Below are 19186 nucleotides of genomic sequence, written 5' to 3' on the forward strand. Positions count from 1 at the left end.
GAGGGCCGCGGCGCGTGGCCCGGTGCGCCGGGCCGCCGCGGGCCGGCCGAGGGGGCCGCCATCGGCCCGCGCGGATAGTTCTGGAAGACCATCAGGGTGTCGAAGACCGCGCCCGGGCCGCCGGCGCGCTGGATCTCGGGCAGGCTCAGCTGCTGGTGGTCCAGCAGGGCGGCCTGCTGGTCCTGCAGCGCCGCCATGGCCCGCCGGAACGGCACGGCCGGGTCCAGCGGCACCCGTACCGGCACGGTGTTGATGAACAGCCCGACCATCCGGTCCGCCCCCGCCACCTCGGCGGGGCGCCCGGAGACGGTCGCGCCGAAGACCGGGTCCAGCCGGCCGGACAGCTTGCCCACCAGCAGCGCCCAGGCGACCTGGAAGACCCGGTTGAAGGTGACCCCGGCGGAGCGCGCCGCCTCCCGCAGCCGCTCGGCGAGGTCGTCGCCGAGCCGCACGATGACGTGCCGCAGCATCACCGGCGGGCCGCCGCGGTCGCCGGGGCCCACCAGGGTGGGCTCCCGCGTGCCGGCCAGCATCGCGCGCCAGGCCTCGCGGGAGGCGTCGGTGTCCCGGCGCACCAGCCAGGCCAGGTAGTCCCGGTACTGCGGCACCGCGGGCAGCGCCGAGGCGTCGCCGCCGTTCTCGTAGATCTCCCACAGCTCGCCGAACACGATCGGCAGCGACCAGCCGTCCATCAGGATGTGGTGCATCGTCACCACCATCCGGTGCCGCCCGGGGCCCGCGCGCAGCAGCAGCACCCGCAGCAGCGGGGGCCTGCCGAGGTCGAAGCGCCGCGCGTCGACCGCGGCCAGGCGCTCGGCCTCCCGCTCGGCCTCCGCCTCGCCCAGGTCGCCGAGGTCCGCGTACGTCCACGGGATCCGCACGCCCTTGGCGATCACCTGGACGGTGTCGCCGGCCGAACGGGAGCGGAACGCGGCCCGCAGGCTCGCGTACCGCTCCAGCAGCGCCTGCCAGGACGCCCGGAGCACCTCGGGCCGCAGGTCCCCGTCGAGGTTGAGGATCCGCTGCCCCACGTACACGTCCCGGGGCGCGTCCTGGTCGTACGAGGCGTGGAACAGCAGTCCCTCCTGCAGCGGGGAAAGCGGCCACACGTCCTCGACCGTCAACTGGCTCATCATGCTCTCCGTTCGGGTCGGCCGGGCTCGGGCGCCGCGTCGGGCGGCGGCAGCCGGCGCAGGGGCCCTCCGCCGGGCGGCAGCGGGGGCAGGTCGCCGTAGCCGTTCGCCGGGGGCCGCTCGGCTTCCGGGCGCGGCTCGGGCGGCTTGGCGAACTGGGTCCGGTACAGCTCCGCGTACAGGCCGCCGGCGTCGACGAGGTCGGGGTGCCGGCCGCGTTCGACCACGCGCCCGCCCTTGAGCACGAGGATCTGGTCGGCCTCGCGGATGGTCGACAGGCGGTGCGCGATCACCAGGGCGGTCCGGCCGGACAGCGCGGTCCACAGCGCCTTCTGCAGGGCCGCCTCGGACTCCGAGTCCAGGTGCGCGGTGGCCTCGTCGAGCACCACCACCGACGGCTGCTTGAGCAGCAGCCGGGCGATCGACAGGCGCTGCTTCTCGCCGCCGGAGAAGCGGTAGCCGCGGTCGCCCACCACGGTGTCCAGGCCGTCGGGCAGCGCGCGGACCAGCTCCCAGACCTGGGCGGCCCCGCACGCCTCGACGAGCTGCGCCTCGGTGGCGTCCGGCTTGGCGTAGAGCAGGTTGGCGCGGATGGTGTCGTGGAACATGTGGGCCTCCTGGGTCACCATGCCGACGGTGTCGCGCAGCGAGGCCAGGGACAGGTCGCGCACGTCGTGGCCGCCGATCCGCACGGTGCCCGCGGTGGGCTCGTACAGCCGGGCCACCAGCTGGCTGACGGTGGTCTTGCCCGCGCCGGAGGGCCCGACGAGGGCGGTCAGCCGGCCGGCCGGGGCGCGGAAGCTCACCCCGCGCAGCGCCGGGGTGTCGTCGGGGCGCTCCGGGGCCGGCAGCGACAGCGTCTCCAGCGAGGCCAGGGAGACGTCCTTGGCCGCGGGGTAGCGGAAGGAGACGTCCTCGAACGCGACCTCCGGGGCCGCCGAGCGGGCGACCGCGGGCAGCACGACGGGGTCGGGCCGCTCCACGATCGCCGGCCGCAGGTCCAGCACCTCGAAGAGCCGGTCGAAGGAGACCAGCGCGGTCAGGTAGTTCGACTGCAGGTTGGACAGCTGGTTGATCGGGCCGAACAGCCGTGCCAGCAGGGTGGCCAGGGCCACCAGGGTGCCGATCCGGATGGCGCCGCCGACGACCAGTTCGCCGCCCACGCCGTAGACCACCGCGGTGGCGAGCGAGGCCAGCAGCGTCACCGTCACCAGCAGCATCCGCGCGTAGACGGAGGTCACCACCCGCACGTCCCGCACCCGTGCCGCGGTGTCGGCGAAGTGCCGCTCCTCGCGCCGCGGGTCGCCGTAGAGCTTGACCAGCAGCGCGCCGGCCACGTTGAAGCGCTCCTGCATGAGCGAGCCGAGCCGGGCGTCCAGCTGCATCGAGGTGCGCAGGTTGCCCTGCAGCCGGCGCCCGACGACCCGGCCCGGCAGCACGAACAGGGGCACCGTGACGAGCACCACCAGGCCCACCACCCAGGACAGGTAGAAGATCGTGGCGACCACCAGGCCCAGCACCAGCAGGCTGGAGAGCACGTTGGACAGCAGGACGGTCACCGCCTGCTGGGCCTCCATCACGTCGGTGTTGAGCCGGCTCACCAGCGAACCGGTCTGGGTGCGGGTGAAGAACGCCAGCGGCTGGCGCTGCACGTGCCGGAAGACCTCGGTGCGCAGGTCGTAGATCAGCCCCTCGCCGATGCGCGCCGAACTGCGGCTGACGAGGAAGCCCACCAGCGCCTGCAGCAGCGCCAGGCCCGCCACCGCGGCGGCCGCGCCCGCCACCACGCCCCGGTCGCGGGGCACGATGCCGTGGTCGATGAGGACCTTGAACAGCAGCGGCGTGGAGACGGTGATGACGGCGTCGAACGCGGTCAGGCTCAGCAGCGCGGCGATCTGCCCCCGGTAGGGCCGCAGGTAGGGCCGGATCCGCCGCGCGGTGCCGGGCCGCACCCGGCCCCGGGCCGGGTCCGTCCCGTCCCCGGGGGTGGCCCGGATCGTGATCAGCGGGCCCGGGCCGGACATCATGACGCGGCGACCTCCCTGCCGTCGGCGGCCGTGACCGTCCCCGGCGGCCGCTGGTCGGTCCAGACGCGGTCGACGTACGCCAGGCACTCGTCCCGGGTGCCCTGGCCGTGGGCGGTCCGCCAGCCGGGCGGCACCTGCGCGAACGCCGGCCACAGCGAGTACTGGCCCAGCGGGTTGACGAGCACCAGGTAGCGGGCGTCCGGGTCGTCGAAGGGGCTGGTCATCTCGGTCTCCTCGGTCGTTCGGGTCCGGGGCCGCCGGGGCGGCGGGGGAGGGGCGGGCACCGGCGCGGCGTCACCCGGGGGGCCCGGCCGCGAAGCGGCCCGCCTTGCCGAGCACGTCCGCCGCGTGCACGCGCAGCGCCTGCTGGACGGCGAACTCCGCCATGTAGGCGCGGAAGCCGTCCGCCGGCTCCAGGGCGAGGTTCACCATCCGGCGGTTGGCGGTGACGGCCGGGTCGCGCAGCAGCTCCAGCGACTCCTCGACGGCCGCGTCGAGGTCCGCCGGGTCGACGACCCGGTCGACGAGCGAGCGGGCCTCGGGGTCGCTCGCGCGCACCCGCCGCCCGCCGAGGATGATCTGCCGGGCCAGCCGCGGGCCGACCGCCGCCGGGAGGCGGAAGTCCGCCGCGCCCGGGACGATCCCCTCCTGCGCGGCCGGCAGGCTCAGATAGGCGTCCGAGGCCGCGAGCACGTGGTCCACCGCGAGCAGCAGCTGCATGCCGCCGCCGATCGCGAAGCCGTCCACCGCGGCCACCCACGGCATGTCCGTCAACGGGTAGCGCCAGGACGGCTCGTCGGTGCGCAGCCCCAGCAGCAGCTTGCGCAGGTAGCCGAGCTCGCGGCGCAGCAGGAAGCCGACGAGGGTGATCTCGCCCGCGTGCAGGCGCTTGAGGTTGATCCCGGCGCTGAACACCCGCCGGCCCGCGTGGCGCGGGTGCGTCATCACACCGCCGCGGATCAGCCCGATCGCGCACCGCCCGTCCAGCAGCGCGAGGTCCACCGCGGTCTCCATGTCGTCGACCTGCTGCTCGTCCTCGGCGTTGAGGCGGTCCCCGGCGCACATGGTGATCCGGGCCACCCCCGCGTCCCGCTCCAGGACGGTGCTCTCCATCCGCACCACCCCGGTGGCCCGGAACTCCCCGAGCAGGCCCAGCGCGCGCCCGGTGGGCCGCAGCATGGAGTCCATCAGGTGCTGCCCGGCGGCCGGGCAGCGCAGCAGGCCGCGCAGCAGGACGCCGACGTCGATCTCGTAGCCGACGCGCTCGGGCACCGGGACGGCCCGCTCCGCCCGCAGCTGCGCGGGCGAGGGCACCAGGTTCGGCACGGCCGCCGCGGCGCCCTCCACCAGCTCGTCCAGGCGCGGGCGCAGCACGCCGCCTCGGGTGAGCCGGTCGTAGAGCTCGCCGGCGTGGCGCTCCAGGAAGGCGGTGCGCTGTGCGCGCCCGGCCTCCAGCGCCCGCTCGGTGCCGGCGTCCGGCGGGGGCCCGGGGAACGGCGGCAGCAGCCGCGCGGCCCGGTCGAGCCCGTCCCCGGCCCGCTCCCGTACGGCGGCCGGCGCCCGCCCGTTCGGCGCGCTCACGTCCTCACCCCGTCCGCGGCCCGGGTGCGCCGCAGCGAGCGGTCGCAGGCGGCCAGGTGCGGGCCGAGCGCGTCCTCGAAGCTCATCCACTGGGCGTCGAAGGCCAGTTGGCGGCGGATCGCGAGCTCCGGGCCGGACAGCCGGCGCAGCAGCCGGGCCGCGGCCGCCACCGCGCGCCCCGGGTCCTCGCTCACCTCGTCCACCAGGCCCCGCTCCAGGGCCTCGCGGGCGGTGATCGGCACCCCGAACAGCACCGCGCGCCGGGCCGGGGCCAGCCCGAGCTGCTGCACCAGCCGGAACCCGGCCATGCCCGGCCAGGTGGCCTGCCCGTGGAAGGACAGCAGCAGCCGCACGTCCGGCGCCGCCACCCGCACGTCGCAGGCCAGCAGCAGGTCCAGCGCCACGCCGCCGCACTCCCCGCTCGCCGCCGCCAGCGTCGCCAGCCGCAGCCGCTCGAAGCGCCGCACCGCCCGCTCCCACTTCGTCACGGCGGCGACGTCGGCGACCTTCCCCACCGCCTCGCCGCTCGGCGCGCCGGAGACGTACACGGCCGCGACGTCGGACCCGGCGGCCTCCGCCTCGTCGCACAGCGCCGACAGGGCGGCGGTCAGCTCGGCCGAGATCTCCCGGGCGCCGTCCACGTGCAGCACGGGTCCTTCGGGCAGGGCGTTGACGGGCATCGGGGACTCCCTCGCGTCGGGTCACCACTGTCACCACTGGATGAGCGCGGATTCGATCGTCGAACCCGGGCCCATGGTCATGAGCACGCCGTAGTCGCCGCCGCGCACCACCCCCTCCTGCAACAGCCGGTCGTAGGAGAACAGGAACGAACCGCTGGAGACGTTGCCGAAGTCGCGCAGCACGGTGATGGTGTGCCGCAGGTCGTGCCGGGTCAGCCCGAGGTTGACGGCCACCGCGTCGATCACCTTCTTGCCGCCCGAGTGCACCAGCCAGTGCGCCACGTCGTCACGGCGCAGCGACGTGCCCGCCAGCAGCCGGTCGATCACGCCCTCCACGTGCGCGCCGACCAGGTACGGGATCTGCGGGTCCAGGAAGAAGCTGAACCGGCCCTGGTCGCGGTCCCAGTCGTAGCGCATCGCGTCGATGGCGTCGACGACCGTCACGCTCGCGCTGCGTAGGATCCGCGGCCCCTCCAGCCGCGGGCCCGGACCCTCGCCGTCCCCCTGCGGCCGCTCGTCCTCCCGGGGCCCGGCCATCACCGCCACCGCCGCCGCGCCGTCGCCGAACAGGCTGTTGACCACGGCCGTGCGCATCGTGGAGTCCATCGTGTACGCCGCCGAGCAGGCCTCCGAGCAGACCATCACGGCCAGCCGGCCCGGATTGGCCACCGCCCAATTACCCACCACCGCCAGCGCGTTGAGCCCCGCATTGCAGCCCATGCCGACGATGTCGGCCCGCGCCGTGTGCCAGTCCATGCCCATCTCGCGGATCATCAGCGCGCTCAGCCCCGGCGTCAGGAACCCGGTCGAGGTCACACAGCACAGGTACGCCACCTCCGACAGGTCCGCCCCGATCCGCTTCAGGCACACCGACAGCGCGTCCGCCCCCATGCTCACCGCCCACGCCCTGTGCTTGTCCAGCAGGTCGCCCTGCGACTCCCGCACCCGCCCGCCGTCCGGCCCCGCCGGGGGCAGCACCAGCGAACGCTGCCGGATCGACCCCAGCAGGAACACCGAGCGCACCTTCCGGTCGGTGATCTCGAACAGGTCGAGCAGCTCCTCCTGCGAATAGTGCTCCGGCGGCACCGCCGTGCCCACGCTCAGGATGCGCGGGGCCGTCGCGGCCGGCGCCCGGTCCAGGGTCGCGGTCATGATGCGTCACTCTCCGTTCCGGGTACCGGGCCGGCCGCCGCACGCCCCCCGCTGGACGCCTCCACGAACCGCACGAGCCGCTCCACGCCCTCGACCACCTGCCCCGGCGTCAGCGAACTGATCGACAGCCGGATGTCCCGCTCGCCCCCACCGAACGGATGGAAGAACTCCATCGGCGTCCAGAGCACCCCGAACTCCCGCGCCGAACGCTCCAACGCCGCCGTACCGGTACGGAAACCGGTCCGCAGCGTGAGGAAGAACCCGCCCCCCGGACGGTTCCACCCCACCCCCAGCTCCCGGCGCCGCCCCGGCGGCAGCCACCGCTCCAACTCCGCCAGCGTCGCCGCCATGGCGCGCCGGTAGTGCTCGGCCGCCCCCGCGTTCAGCACCGACAGCCGCCCGTCCACCCCCAGCAGCGCCCCCGCCACCACCGCCTGGCCCAGCGAGGAGGTGTTGACCGTCACCATGCTCTTCACCCTCGCCAGATCCCGCGCCAGCGGCCGGATCCGCCCCCGGCCGTCCCGCACCTCCTGGTCGGCCACCACGTAGCCCACCCGCGCCCCCGGGAAGACCGTCTTGGAGAAGGTGCCGAGCTGCACCACGCACCGCGACCCGTCCAGCGCCTTGAGCATCGCGGGCCGCGGCCCCGGACCGCTCAACCGGTACGGGGAGTCCTCCAGCACCAGCAGCCCGCACCGCCGCGCCAGCTCCAGCAGCTCCACCCGCGTCGCCAGGTCCAGCGTCGACCCGGTCGGATTGGCGTGGTCCGGCACCACGTACACCGCCCGTGGCCGCCGGCCCGCCGCCCGCTGCGCCCGCACCGCCCGCTCCAAGTCCGCCACCACCAGCCGACCGTCACGCTCCGGCACCGCGGCCACCGTGACGTCCAGCAGCCGCGCCGCCCCGATGATCCCGGCATAACAGGGAGTCACCAGCAGCAGCACGTCCTCGGGCGTCGCGAACAGCGTGCGCAGCACCAGGAACATCGCCTCCTGCGCACCGACCGTCACCACGATCGACTCCGGCGCGACCTCGAACCCCTCCTCCTGGCGCAGCGAGTGCGCGATCAGCTCCCGGATCTGCCCCGCGGCCGGCGCGTACCGGTGGAAGGCGGCGCGCACCTGCGCCGGCCCCGCGCCCGAGTCCTCCAGGTACTTCGCGTACCGGCGCAGGCAGGCGTGGACGTCCTCGACCTCGAAGAAGCCGTCATACGGCTGCCCCGGCGCGAAGGACACCGCGTCCGGGTACCTGAACGTGATCTCGTTCAGGAAGCTCAGCCGGTCGAGAACCGGGTCCTCGATGCTCGAATGCAGCGTGGTCGAATCGAGCACCATGGTGTCCGCCTTTCCGTGGACGAGCCGCGGGCCGGCACCCCGTCGCCGGGCGGATACCGGGGCCCGCGTGCAGCACGCAGGGCAGGGCGGCGATCCGGCGGCGCCCTGCCGACGGCTCGCCGGTACCGTCCTCCCGCGTTCCAACATCGACCGATCTCGACGTCAACCTCATGGCGGCCCCTCGACCCGGGCCGTGCGCTCCGGCCCCGGCGGCGCCACCACGGGTGCGCCGCCGCATCGGGCGGCGCAGGCGCGGTGCTCGCACGGGAGGACGGCCGTCGAAGGCGCGGACCGAACGCGACGCGGGGGTGCGGAGATACCGGCACGCCCTGTCGCCGCTTCGCGCCGGCCACGGATATCGAACGGATACCTGGAGCACAGGGCCCTGTCTGCTGTTTGTCCTTGTTCCAGTACGCGCCTTCGGGCAAGGGACTGTCAAGCGCTGAGGGTTTCCCCTCCATCACGCTCCGCTACGAACCGGCGGACGGCGGACGGCCGCCCCGGACCCCGCGCCACCCGTCGCCCGGTCCCGCGGCCCCGCGCCGCCGAACCGCCCGGGGCGCCGCCGGCCCGCGCCCCCGCGGCCCGCGCCCACCCGCCCCCGGCCTCCGCCCCGCCGCCCGGATCCGGGCCCCGCCCGCCGCCGCCCGACACCTGACGTGGTCTCAACCACTGGAAGAAAACCCCAGCTCGACGCAAAGCCGGACCAGCCGACTTGACGGAACTTGCCAACCCCGCACCCCACCCGCACCAGGCATTGACCTGCGCATGACGCCGTGTGAGTGTTCGGGCACCCGAGCGCGGACGGCCCGCACGGCCGCCCCCCGGACGCGGCCCCGCGGCGCGCCCCCAGCCACTGCCGTCCGCGATCGAGGACCCCCACATGCGAGGAGCCCCGATGCGACACAGAGTCACCGCAGGCCGGTTGCTGACCACCGCGACCACCCTGACCCTCCTGGCCGGCACGATCGCCGCCACCGCCGCCGGCCCGGCCACCGCCGCACCCGCGCCCACCCCGGCGCCCAGCGCCCTGGCCGCCGCCGTCAACGCCGCCGACGCCGCCGCGAACGCCGGACTCGACGCCCTGGCCAAGGGATCCGAGGAGACCTACCAGCGCCGGACCGTCACCCCCTGGCTCGGCGGCCTCTACTCGGTCTCCTACGAGCGCAGCTACCACGGCCTGCCCGTGGTCGGCGGCGACGCCGTCGTCCTCGCCGACGGCCAGGGCAAGGTCCGCGCCCTGCAGTCCGCCACCACCGGACCGCTCGGCGCCCCGACCACCCCGAAGGTCAGCGCCGAGCACGCCGAGAAGACCGCCCGCACCAAGCTGGCCGCCGTCGACTCGGTGGACTCCCGCCGCCTGGTCGTCCGGGCCAAGGACGGCAGCAGCAGCCTCGCCTGGGAGACCGTCCTCAAGGGCCGCACCGAAGCGGCGCCCAGCACCCTGCACGTCTTCGTCGACGCCACCACCGGCGAGGTCGTCGACAGCTACGACGACGCCCGCGCCGGCACCGTCAACAGCAAGTGGAACGGCCCCGGCCCGCTGACCATCAGCACCACCAACTCCGGCGGCTCCTACTCGCTGCGCGACCCCAACCGCCCCGGCCTGAGCTGCTCCGACTACAGCACCGGCCAGGTCTTCTCCAAGTCCAGCGACTCCTGGGGCAACGGCAGCCCGTCCACCAAGGAGACCGGCTGCGGCGACGCCATGTGGGCGGCCCAGAAGGAATGGGACATGCTCCGCGACTGGCTGGGCCGCAACGGCCACGACGGCAACGGCGGCAGCTGGCCGATCAAGGTCGGCCTCAACGACGTCAACGCCTACTGGGACGGCAGCTCCGTCTCCATCGGCCACAGCCAGAGCGGCGAGTGGATAGCCGCCCAGGACGTCGTCGGCCACGAGTTCGGCCACGGCATCGACCAGTACACCCCCGGCGGCGCCAACAACGAGAACGGCCTCGGCGAGGGCACCGGCGACATCTTCGGCGCGCTCACCAAGGAGTACAACAACGAGCCCGCGCCGTACGACTACCCGGACTACCAGGTCGGCCGCCTGATCAACCTGGTCGGCCAGGGCCCGATCCGCAACCTCTACCAGCCGTCCCTGGTCAACAACGACCCGAACTGCTACTCCTCCGCCATCCCCGGCACCGAGGTGCACGCCGCGGCCGGCCCGCTGAACCACTGGTTCTACCTGCTGTCCAACGGCTCCAACCCCGGCGGCGGCAAGCCCTCCAGCCCCACCTGCAACAACTCCTCCGTCACCGGCATCGGCGTCAAGCAGGCCGGCCAGGTCTTCTACGGCGGCATGCTGCTCAAGACCAGCGGCATGACCTACAAGCGCTACCGCACCACCACCCTGACCGCCGCCAAGAACCTCGACCCGACCTGCACCTTCTTCAACCGCACCAAGGCCGCCTGGGACGCCGTCAGCGTCCCCGCCCAGGCCGGCGACCCGACCTGCACCGGCAACGGCAGCAACGACTTCTCGCTGTCGCTCACCCCGTCCTCCGGCTCCGTCCAGCCCGGCGCCACCACCACCGCCACGGTCGGCACCGCCGTCACCTCCGGCACCGCCCAGACCGTCGCCCTGACCGCCTCCGGCCTCCCGGCGGGCGTCACCGCGAGCTTCAACCCCTCCTCCGTGCAGGCCGGTTCGTCCGCCACGCTCACCCTGTCGGCCGCCGCGAGCGCCGCGAGCGGGACGTACCAGATCACCGTCACCGGCACCGCCGGCGCCACCACCCACACCGCCCAGTACAGCCTCACCGTCGGCGGCGGGGGCACCCCCAACCCCGGCGGCACCTGGACCGCCGGCACCACCTACCAGGCCGGCGACGTGGTGACCTACAACGGAGTCAGCTACCGCTGCCTCCAGGGCCACACCGCCCTCGTCGGCTGGGAGCCGCCGAACGTCCCCGCCCTGTGGCAGGCCGTGTGACCCACCCGCGCTGACACCCACTGAGCTGCTGCGCCGCGGCCCGTCGAGGGGGACGGACCGCGGCGCAGCCGTGTGCGCGCGGCAACAGGACCCCGCGCTCCCGCGTGACCGCTTCCGCCGTCGGGCGCCGCCGCGGTTACGGCGTCGCCGCGGGACTCACGGTGCCCGGCGGTGACGGCAACGGCGGCTGTGTCACCGGGACGGAGCGGATGGAGGCGAACACCTGCCGCACCCGCAGCAGCGTCGGCTCGGACGGCTGCCGCAGACAGGCCGTCACCTCGACCACCGCCCCGGCCCCCGACCGGTCCACGGTGCGCAGGCCCGCCAGCTCGCGGCTGCCGCCGAGCGCCGCGCAGTCCTTGTCGAGGCCCGTGTCGGCGAGCGCGGGCGGGCTCGCGCCGATCTTGCCGGCCAACCCCTGCCCGTCCAGCAGCCGGAACGACAGGACGACGCCGTCCACGGGCAGCCGCCCGTACAGCGGGCAGCGGGCGGCACCGGCCGTGCAGGACGGTTCCGGCCCCAGCGCCTCGGTGCCGAGGTAGCCGAACTTCTCCTGGGGGTCGGCGGGCAGCGTGGCCATGGCGTGCCAGCCCGGCGGCGGGTCGAGCACCATCTCCGGCAGCCGCGGGAAGAACAGCCTGCTCCCGGTCGGGGCGGCCGTCGGGGTGGCCGAGGCCGTCGGCAGGGGCGGCACCGTCGGGGCCTGGGCGGCCCCGGAGCCCGCCGGCCCCAGCGCCGCCCCCCGCACCGGGGACGGCGCGAGCGCGGGGGCGGCGGCCAGCACTGCGGCGCTCAGGCCGACGGCCAGTCCGGCCGCCAGCCCGGCCGCCCGCCGCCGGCGCCTGGACCTCTCGACCCGGGCGAGGACGCGCTCCATCCGGTCCTCGGGCGAGGCCAGCGCCGGCACCGCGCGGCGCAGCAGCACCCGCAGCTCCTCCTCGTCGTGCCCGCCGTCGTCCGGCCCCGGCGGGCCGAGCAGCTCAGTTCCGTTCACGAGGTCCCCCGTCCAGCAGCAGTTCCCGGGCCGGGAAGCGTCCGCGCAGGGCAGTGAGCGCCCGGTGCGTCTGGCTCTTGACGGTACCCGTGCTGCAGCGCAGCACCTCGGCGGTCTCCTCGACGCTGAGATCCTCGAAGAAGCGCAGCACCACCACGGCCCGCTGACGCGGCGGCAGCGACCGTACGGCCTCGGCGACCACCTGGCCGATCACCACCCCGTCGAACGGGTCCTCCCGCGGCGGCGGCTCCGGCAGCTCGCCGTGCGGAAGCTCCCCGGTCCAGCGCCGCCGCCACCAGGAGACGTGGCAGTTCACCAGGACCTTGCGCAGGTACGCCTCGGGCCGGTCGGGGGCGACGCGCGCCCACTTGGGCCAGACCCTGGCGAGCGCCGTCTGCAGCAGGTCCTCGGCCTGGTGCGGGTCGCCGGTCAGCAGCCACGCGGTGCGCAGCAGCTTCGGCCCGCAGGCGGCCACGAACTCCTCGAAGTCCGGCGGTATCGCGTTCGTCATCCTGCCGTCGTCCCCGCCATGGTGCCCGTGCCGTTCCCGTCCGCCGTGTCGGCCGCTCGGGCCGCTGTCTCGTTCTTCCTCTCACGGCAGCTCGACGCGGTGGGGAGCCGTTCGGGTTGCCTGCCGCGGGCGTGCTCCTTGCCCGCGGCAAGGTCCTCGCCTGGGGCCGCCGCCCCTGGCCGGCCCCGGCCCTCCCCGGGCTCTTCGCCGCGCCCTGAGCCCGCGCCCTGAGCCCGCGCCCGTTCCCGGCCGCGAGCCCGGCCGCCGGAGCCGCCTGCCGCTCCCGGCCGCCGGTCTCAGTGGGGCGGGGAGCCGCCCGGAAGGGCCGCCGCGCCCCCGTCGGCCTCGCGGCACGCCCCGCAGGTGTTCCAGCGGGGCCGGCCGGGAGCGGGGGAGCGGTGCGGAGCGAGGGTCATGTCGCCGGTGCGCAGGCCGCACAGGGTGAGGGGCCCGCAGACGCCGGAGGCCTCCGCGACGGCGGCGTGCGCGAGGCGCACCGGGTTCTCGGGGTCCGCCGGGACGCGGCCGGGGCCGAGGATCCGCACATTGGTCGGCGTATCGGGTTCGAGCACGATGACGGTGTCCATCTCCACAACTTCGCCGCCCCGCGGGTCCGCTGCAACGCGCGCGGGCATCCGGACCAGCCACCGACACCCCCCGGGGAGTGCGGACGGCCTCATCGCCGCGCTGCCCGCCCGGGCACCGCATCCTGCCCGTACATCCCTTACCCGCGGCCCGCCGCACCGGGTATGCAGGGAGGGCACAGCGAAACTGCCAGCCCTACGAGCGGAGTTCCATGCACGCGCACGAGCCGACGAAGAAGGACGGGCAGCCGCGGCGCAGCACCGGGAACACGGCCGAACGGCCGGGACGGGCAGCGAGCGGGCAGCTGCCCGACGCGCTCCTCGCACTGCAGCGCACCGCCGGCAACGCGGCCGTCGTCCGCATGATCCAGCGGGGCCGCCACCCCTACCCGCACCCGGCGGAGCCGGTGCAGCGCTCCGCCGTGCACGACGTCCTGCGCGCCTCCGGCAAGCCGCTGGACGAACCGCTGCGCCGGGAGATGGAGTCCCGCCTGGGCGCCGACTTCTCCGACGTCCGGCTGCACACCGGCTCCGCGGCCCGCGCGTCCGCGGCCGAGGTGGGCGCCCGGGCCTACACCTCCGGCAGCCACGTCGTCATCGGCGAGGGCGGCGGCGACAAGCACACCCTCGCCCACGAGCTGACGCACGTCCTGCAGCAGCGCCGGGGGCCGGTGGCCGGTACGGACAACGGGTCGGGGCTGAGCGTCTCCGACCCCGGCGACCGCTTCGAGCGCGAGGCCGAGGCCAACGCGACCCGGGTGATGGCACGGGTGCCCGGGCCGGGCGCCGCCGTCCAGCGGGAGGCCGACGCCGGGGCCCGGGACGCCGCGCGCGCCGCCGGCCCGACGGCCGTCCAGCGTTTCACGGAGGTCACCACCGAGGAGTTGGGGCCCGTGCGGGCCTCGCAGAACGGCCTCTACCTGCTGACCGTCGACCCCGGGGCGGACACCACCGTCATCTGGGTCCGGGAGGACGCCCCGGCGCCCCGGTACTGCAAGCGGACCAAGCAGAGCGGGCTGATCGGGGAGCACACCTACACCCAGTACGAGCCGAAGACGTCCTTCCTCGCGGACTGCGCCCACACGGCCGAGGAGATCATGCACGGGCAGCGGCTGGCCCTGGGGCAGGACGCCAGCGAATTCGCCCTGGGCGGCAACCAGTTCGGCCTGGGCGAGCAGGAGAACGTGGCGGGCGCCCGGGCCTACGCGAACGCCAGGCCCGGCGGCCCGCAGGCGGACGGCGAGGAGCGGCCGGCGCCCGGGCAGGCGTTCGCCATCGTGGAGACCGCCTGGGACGAGGACTTCGAGCACCCCGAGAACACCACCGGGTGGCCCTACCACGTGGCGGCCGTCGTCGCCGTGGACGGCGACGACCACATCACCGTGGAGCAGGCCGCGGACGGCAACGACGCGCAGGCCCGCCAGGGGCACGAGGGCATCGTCGACATCTACACCGCCGGCACCGACCCGACCACCGGCCGGGCGCTGCCGCACAGCTTCCACGGCCGCAACACCGGCGGCGAGACGCAGAACTTCTCGGACGGCGCCATCACCGTCATCCTCCAGCCCGTCAACCTGGGCGAACTCGACGAGGAGTCCGGCCGCCGCAAGCTCGTCTGACCCGCCGGGGCCCGCTCGCCGGCCCGGGGGCGGCGAGCGGGGAGGCTCAGTGGCAGACGAGCTTGTTGCGGGCGAGTTCCTGCACGGTGCCGGGGGAGACCGGGGTGTCGCAGGAGACGGTGCCCTCGATCTCGGCGTCGAAGGTGCTGTAGGTGGGGTGGTAGCCGAAGACGTACGCCCAGTGCCCCTTGCTCGGGTCGCCGCCGATGGGCCCGGAGTTGACGCACGTGAAGGCGTCGGCCGTGCCCTGGACGCGGTGGGTGCCCTTGAACACCGCGTAGTCGCCGGGGCGGGAGAAGTTCAGGGTGATCTTCTGGGACCAGCTGCTGGTGGTGGACTTGCCGGTCTGCACGGAGAAGCCGACCTTGACGGCGACCTTCGCGAAGAGCGCGTTGGCCGCCGAGCTGATCTCGGTCGATGCGTTGAACGTCGTGCTGACGGCCTGCACCTCGGAGACGGTGGTCTCGATGGTGCCGGTGGTGCCCGGGGCGATGGTGATGCCCTTCCAGTGCGTCAGCACCGGGTCGACGGTGGCTGTGGAGACCTCGAACAGCTGGGTCTGCGGGACGCGCGGGTCGCAGGGCTCGTCCAACGGGTCGGCGTGGGCGGTGCCCGCGCCGAGGGCAGAGGCGGCCGCGGTCAGGACGGCGATGACGGCGGGTAACGCGATCCGCCGCCGGGATGTGTTCGTCAACGGGACTCCTCGGGGGAGGGGTGTGTCGGACCGTCATGCTATCGACACATGGCATGGCCTGGTCAGGGTCGGGCGGTGACGGATCCCCGGCCGCGGCCGCCCCGGCGTCGGCGCCCCCTCGCCCCGGAGCCGGTCCCGGCGCCCTTCCCGTCCCCTTCCCCCGCCCGCTCGGGCATCCGGGTGAAATGACGCGGAGTCGCCTGGCGAGAAAGGAAGCCGGGTCCGACGCTGCCAGAATGCAATTTCTTCGAGGGCCACCCGCACAGGGGGTGCCGCCGGACAGCTGGAGCGGAACATGCGAATCATTCGACCACGCAATAGTCCGGAAAGAGGGGCCGGCGCCGGAACGGGATGCTTCCCGTGGACGCTCATGTACCACTCGGTGACATCGGCGGCCGAGGACCCCTATCTGATCACCGTCGATCCCGCGCGTTTCCGCCGCCAGCTGCGCTGGCTGTCCGCCCGGGGGCTGCGCGGGGTGTCGGTGGGCGCCCTGATGCGCTCCCACCGGGAGGGCCGCGCGGCGGGCCTGGTCGGGCTCAGCTTCGACGACGGGTACCGCGACTTCGTGGAGGAGGCCATGCCCGCGCTGGCGGAGCACGGCTTCACCGCGACGGTCTACGTGGTGGCCGACCGGCTGGGCGGTTACAACGACTGGGACCGGCAGGGCCCGCGCAAGCCGCTGATGACGGCCCGGCAGGTCCGCGAGGCGGCCGCCGCCGGGGTGGAGATCGGCTCGCACGGGCTGACGCACCGCCGTCTGGCCGGCGTGGGCGCGCGGGACCTGGCCGCCCAGGTCGCCGACAGCCGCCGCCTGCTGGAGGACGTCACGGGCTCGCCCGTCGACGGGTTCTGCTACCCGTACGGCTCGTTCGACGACGCCGCGGTGGAGGCGGTGGCCGAGGCCGGCTACGACTACGGGTGCGCGGTCAGTCCCGGCGCCCACAGCGGGGTGTTCGCGCTTCCCCGATGTTACGTCGGCGACCGGGACGGACCGCTGCACCTGACCGCGAAGCTGGTGCGCGACCGCTGGCGGCGCTGACCACCGCTCAGCGCGCGGCGGCGGGCTCCTCGACAGGCTCCGCTGAGGGCCGCGCGGCGGGCTCCAGGCGCAGCCAGGACTCGTGCCACAGCAGGGCGCAGCGGCGGTCGCAGCCCGTGGCCAGCGGCTCGCCGCCGCAGCGCAGGCCCTGCAGGATGAACCAGCGCCCGCCGGTCGGGTACTGCCACCAGGCGAGGGAGCGGTGGCGCAGCTCGACGGCGCCGTGCCGGGTGCCGGCGTAACGCTCCATCCCGGGCTGGAAGGGGACGCCCCGCAGGCGCCCGTCGGGGTCGAGGGTCGCCCGGATCTCGGCCAGGCCGCGCACGGTCGCCCACAGGGCGACGGGCCGGGCGGCGGGGGCCGGCGCGGGGGCGGGCTCCAGCCACTCGTCGCGGAACAGCAGCGCGCAGTCCATCCCGCAGCCCTGGGTGCCGTCGGCGCCGTGGCAGGTGGCGCCGGCCAGCGCGACGGTGCCCGACAGGCGCCGCACCCGGTAGTGGTCGTCGATCATGCGGCGCACGACGCGTTCGACCTGGTAGACGCCGCCGCAGAAGGACCACTGGCTGCCGGTGAACCACAGGCCGCGGTGGCGGTCCCGGTCGTCGAGGGTGGCGCGGACCGCCGCCTCGTCCTTCACCCGCACCCAGTCCCCCTCGGCGAAGCGGGAGGGCCGCCCGGGTGCCGGGATGTCGGCGCGGCGCTCGCGCAGGCCCTCGCGGGCGATCCGTGCGCGGCGCACGACGCCGAGCGGGGGGAGGTCCCGCAGCGGCAGGCTCTTGTACTGGCACCGGTTCGCGGCGGTCCCGCAGCGCAGCTCCGTGGCACGGGTGAACCGTGATTCCTCGACGGCCATCAATGAAATCCCATCGGGTTTGGAGATATCGGCACAGGCTAGCGCAACCTGCCTTTCCCCGGCCCGGCTCCGGGCCCTGTTCGATGCCATGTCGAAAGAAATAGCACTAGACCAACTAAGAGCCTTCTTGAGTGAAAAACCGGCATTTCCGGAGGGCCCGGGTTCACAGGCGTGTAATGTTCCCACCGTTGCCGGGGTGGAGTGGCCGAGTGGCGAGGCGACGGCTTGCAGGGCCGTTCAGATGGGTTCGATTCCTATCTCCACCTTTTCCTCCGCGGGCGCCGAAACCGGACCGCCCGGCCGCCGGCTCGATGGAGCCGGCGACCGGGCGGTCACGGGTGTGCGGGGCCGCGTCGCGCGGCCGGGGGCGGTCAGACGGCGGTCTTCTCGCTCCGCTCCGCCGGGAGGCCGGCGGGCTGCCCGGCGGCGGGGGAGGTGTTCTCCCGGGGCGTGGGGAGCACGGCCATGATCGCGGCGGAGATGACGATGGTCGCCGCCCAGGCGAGCCCGTACTTGCCGACGAAGGTGCCGGAGAGCGGCCCGGCGAACCAGTCGCACGTGGTGAAGGCGAGCCCGAACAGCAGCGCGACCACCCAGGACACCATCGCCTGCCAGCAGAAACCGCCCCTGTACCAGTAGCGGCTGGTCCGGCCGGTGTCCATCAGCGCGGCGGCGTCGTAGCGCACCGCGCGCGAGCGGCGGCGGAACATGTCCACCGCGTAGACGCCGATCCAGGCCGAGAAGGAGACGGCGAGCAGGATCAGGAAGGTGATGAAGGAGCCGAGGAAGCTCTTGGCGACCAGCATCAGCAGCAGGCCGCCGACCAGCGAGATCACGGCGTTGATGCTGACGGCCATGGCGCGCGGCAGCTTGACGCCCATGGTCTGCGCGGTGAAGCCGGCCGAGTACATGGAGAGGCTGTTGATCAGCAGCATGCCCACGATCGCGGTCAGCAGGTAGGGCACGGCCAGCCAGGTCGGCAGCAGGTCGCCGAGGAAGGAGACCGGGTCGGCGGCCTGCGCCAGGCCAGGGGAGGCCACCGCCATCACGGCGCCCATCAGCACCATCGGCACCATCACCAGGCCGGCGCCGGAGACCGTCACGCCGACGATCCTGCGGCCGGAGGCGGCGTGCGGCAGGTAGCGGGTGAAGTCCGGGCCGGTGGGGACCCAGCTGATGCCGCCGGCGGCGATGGTCCCGATGCCGGCGATCATCATCGCGGTGGTGCCCGCGGGCTTGGCGAAGACCTCGCTCCAGTGGATGGTGGCGACCAGGTAGCCCAGCACCAGGATGCTGAAGACGCCGAAGAGGTACGTCGACCAGGTGTTGCAGACGTTCAGCGCCTTGCGGCCCATGCCGGAGACCAGGAAGGTGCAGGCGACGAACGCGAAGAGCGTGACGACGATCAGCGCGGTGTTGCTCTTGACGCCGAAGAGCAGGTCGAGGACAGTCAGCACGGCGTAGGCGCCGGTGACGGCGTTGATCGTCTCCCAGCCGAAGCGGGCGATCCACAGGATCGCGCCGGGGAAGAGGTTGCCGCGCACGCCGAAGGTGGCCCGGGAGAGCGTGGCCCCCGGGGCTCCGCCCCACTTCCCGGAGACCGACAGCAGGCCGACCATGCCGAAGGAGGCGAGCGCCGCGCACGCGGCGACGACCAGGACCTGCCAGAAGTTCAACTGGTTGAACACCACGAGGGCCGCACCCATGGTGAGGAGCAGGACGCTGATGTTCGCCGCGACCCAGGTCGGGAAGAGCTCGCGGACTCTGCCCCGGCGCTCGTGGTCAGGGACGGGTTCGATACCGCGGGTCTCTATCGCGCCGTCGACGTCGACGGTGGACAGGTTGTCCATGAGGGTGGCTCCGTGCGTGTGAAGCGGGGAGGTGAAAACAGACAAATGGAACATTTACTGAACTCTTCGCGCGTAGCGCGGGAGTTCAGCCATCCTACTTTGTCCACTTCGTTCCCGATCCGGCCCGGAGCGCGGGGCGAGGGCGCCGCCACGGTCGGTGACCCGCCCGCCCGGGCGGGTCACCGACCGTG

15 protein-coding genes, 1 tRNA gene and 2 pseudogenes are annotated in these 19186 nt (G+C 74.3%); 5 read left to right on the top strand and 13 right to left on the bottom strand.

Going from position 1 to position 19186, the window contains the following annotated elements; genetic code table 11:
* The 7 genes from AB0E96_RS05295 to AB0E96_RS05325 form a co-directional block, all read right to left on the bottom strand.
* Positions 1-1133, bottom strand: a 1133-nt coding sequence (locus tag AB0E96_RS05295) for a condensation domain-containing protein (RefSeq protein ID WP_359818749.1), incomplete at its 3' end; no start/stop codon positions are given.
* Positions 1133-3160: an ABC transporter ATP-binding protein gene (locus AB0E96_RS05300; protein ID WP_359818751.1), complete on the bottom strand. Its 2028-nt coding sequence runs from the start codon at positions 3158-3160 to the stop codon at positions 1133-1135. The genes AB0E96_RS05300 and AB0E96_RS05295, both read right to left, overlap by 1 nt.
* Entirely contained in the window at positions 3157-3384 is a 228-nt protein-coding gene (locus tag AB0E96_RS05305) for an MbtH family protein (RefSeq protein WP_359818754.1), read from the bottom strand. The genes AB0E96_RS05300 and AB0E96_RS05305 overlap by 4 nt, the downstream gene beginning before the upstream one ends.
* 70 nt (positions 3385-3454) lie before the next feature.
* Positions 3455-4741 carry a (3,5-dihydroxyphenyl)acetyl-CoA 1,2-dioxygenase DpgC gene (dpgC, locus tag AB0E96_RS05310; RefSeq protein WP_359818756.1) on the bottom strand — a complete coding sequence of 429 codons (1287 nt, stop codon included), beginning with the start codon at positions 4739-4741 and terminating at the stop codon, positions 3455-3457.
* Entirely contained in the window at positions 4738-5421 is a 684-nt protein-coding gene (gene dpgB, locus AB0E96_RS05315; RefSeq protein ID WP_359818758.1) for an enoyl-CoA-hydratase DpgB, read from the bottom strand. The genes dpgC and dpgB overlap by 4 nt, the downstream gene beginning before the upstream one ends.
* A gap of 30 nt (positions 5422-5451) precedes the next feature.
* Complete coding sequence (gene dpgA, locus AB0E96_RS05320) at positions 5452-6573, bottom strand: 3,5-dihydroxyphenylacetyl-CoA synthase DpgA (protein ID WP_359818761.1); 1122 nt, start codon at positions 6571-6573, stop codon at positions 5452-5454.
* The gene (locus AB0E96_RS05325; RefSeq protein WP_359818764.1) at positions 6570-7907 is read right to left on the bottom strand and encodes a PLP-dependent aminotransferase family protein; all 1338 of its coding nucleotides are present in this window, start codon (positions 7905-7907) and stop codon (positions 6570-6572) included. Before AB0E96_RS05325 ends, dpgA begins: the two co-directional genes overlap by 4 nt.
* Before the next feature lie 928 nt (positions 7908-8835).
* Here AB0E96_RS05325 and AB0E96_RS05330 point away from each other — a divergent pair.
* A pseudogene (locus AB0E96_RS05330) lies at positions 8836-10710 on the top strand (M4 family metallopeptidase); the annotation flags it as partial.
* Between the two features lie 12 nt (positions 10711-10722).
* A pseudogene (locus tag AB0E96_RS05335) lies at positions 10723-10848 on the top strand (carbohydrate-binding protein); the annotation flags it as partial.
* 136 nt (positions 10849-10984) lie between these two features.
* Here the strand turns inward: AB0E96_RS05335 and AB0E96_RS05340 are convergent.
* The 3 genes from AB0E96_RS05340 to AB0E96_RS05350 form a co-directional block, all read right to left on the bottom strand.
* Positions 10985-11842, bottom strand: coding sequence for a hypothetical protein (locus AB0E96_RS05340; RefSeq protein WP_359818767.1), 858 nt, complete (start codon positions 11840-11842; stop codon positions 10985-10987).
* Positions 11829-12353 (bottom strand): SigE family RNA polymerase sigma factor, encoded by a 525-nt coding sequence (locus AB0E96_RS05345; protein WP_359818769.1) that lies wholly within the window; start codon positions 12351-12353, stop codon positions 11829-11831. Before AB0E96_RS05345 ends, AB0E96_RS05340 begins: the two co-directional genes overlap by 14 nt.
* Before the next feature lie 296 nt (positions 12354-12649).
* Positions 12650-12940 carry a hypothetical protein gene (locus AB0E96_RS05350; RefSeq protein ID WP_359818772.1) on the bottom strand — a complete coding sequence of 97 codons (291 nt, stop codon included), beginning with the start codon at positions 12938-12940 and terminating at the stop codon, positions 12650-12652.
* Between the two features lie 209 nt (positions 12941-13149).
* On the opposite strand from AB0E96_RS05350, the gene AB0E96_RS05355 reads away from it, so the two are divergent.
* Positions 13150-14556 carry a DUF4157 domain-containing protein gene (locus AB0E96_RS05355; RefSeq protein WP_359818775.1) on the top strand — a complete coding sequence of 469 codons (1407 nt, stop codon included), beginning with the start codon at positions 13150-13152 and terminating at the stop codon, positions 14554-14556.
* 46 nt (positions 14557-14602) lie between these two features.
* Here AB0E96_RS05355 and AB0E96_RS05360 read toward each other — a convergent pair whose 3' ends face one another.
* On the bottom strand, positions 14603-15250 hold the full coding sequence (locus tag AB0E96_RS05360; protein ID WP_359818777.1) for a hypothetical protein: 648 nt from the start codon (positions 15248-15250) through the stop codon (positions 14603-14605).
* A gap of 370 nt (positions 15251-15620) precedes the next feature.
* Here AB0E96_RS05360 and AB0E96_RS05365 point away from each other — a divergent pair, with 370 nt between their 5' ends.
* Positions 15621-16292: a polysaccharide deacetylase family protein gene (locus AB0E96_RS05365; protein ID WP_359818780.1), complete on the top strand. Its 672-nt coding sequence runs from the start codon at positions 15621-15623 to the stop codon at positions 16290-16292.
* A gap of 7 nt (positions 16293-16299) precedes the next feature.
* Here AB0E96_RS05365 and AB0E96_RS05370 read toward each other — a convergent pair whose 3' ends face one another.
* Positions 16300-17145: a hypothetical protein gene (locus AB0E96_RS05370; protein WP_359818783.1), complete on the bottom strand. Its 846-nt coding sequence runs from the start codon at positions 17143-17145 to the stop codon at positions 16300-16302.
* A gap of 195 nt (positions 17146-17340) precedes the next feature.
* Here AB0E96_RS05370 and AB0E96_RS05375 point away from each other — a divergent pair.
* Positions 17341-17411, top strand: a tRNA-Cys gene (locus AB0E96_RS05375).
* Between the two features lie 105 nt (positions 17412-17516).
* Here AB0E96_RS05375 and AB0E96_RS05380 read toward each other — a convergent pair.
* Complete coding sequence (locus AB0E96_RS05380; protein ID WP_359818785.1) at positions 17517-18995, bottom strand: cytosine permease; 1479 nt, start codon at positions 18993-18995, stop codon at positions 17517-17519.
* Between the last annotated feature and the right edge of the window lie 191 nt (positions 18996-19186).

It is taken from the genome of Kitasatospora sp. NPDC036755, from assembly GCF_040636595.1.
Taxonomy (GTDB): Bacteria; Actinomycetota; Actinomycetes; order Streptomycetales; family Streptomycetaceae; genus Kitasatospora.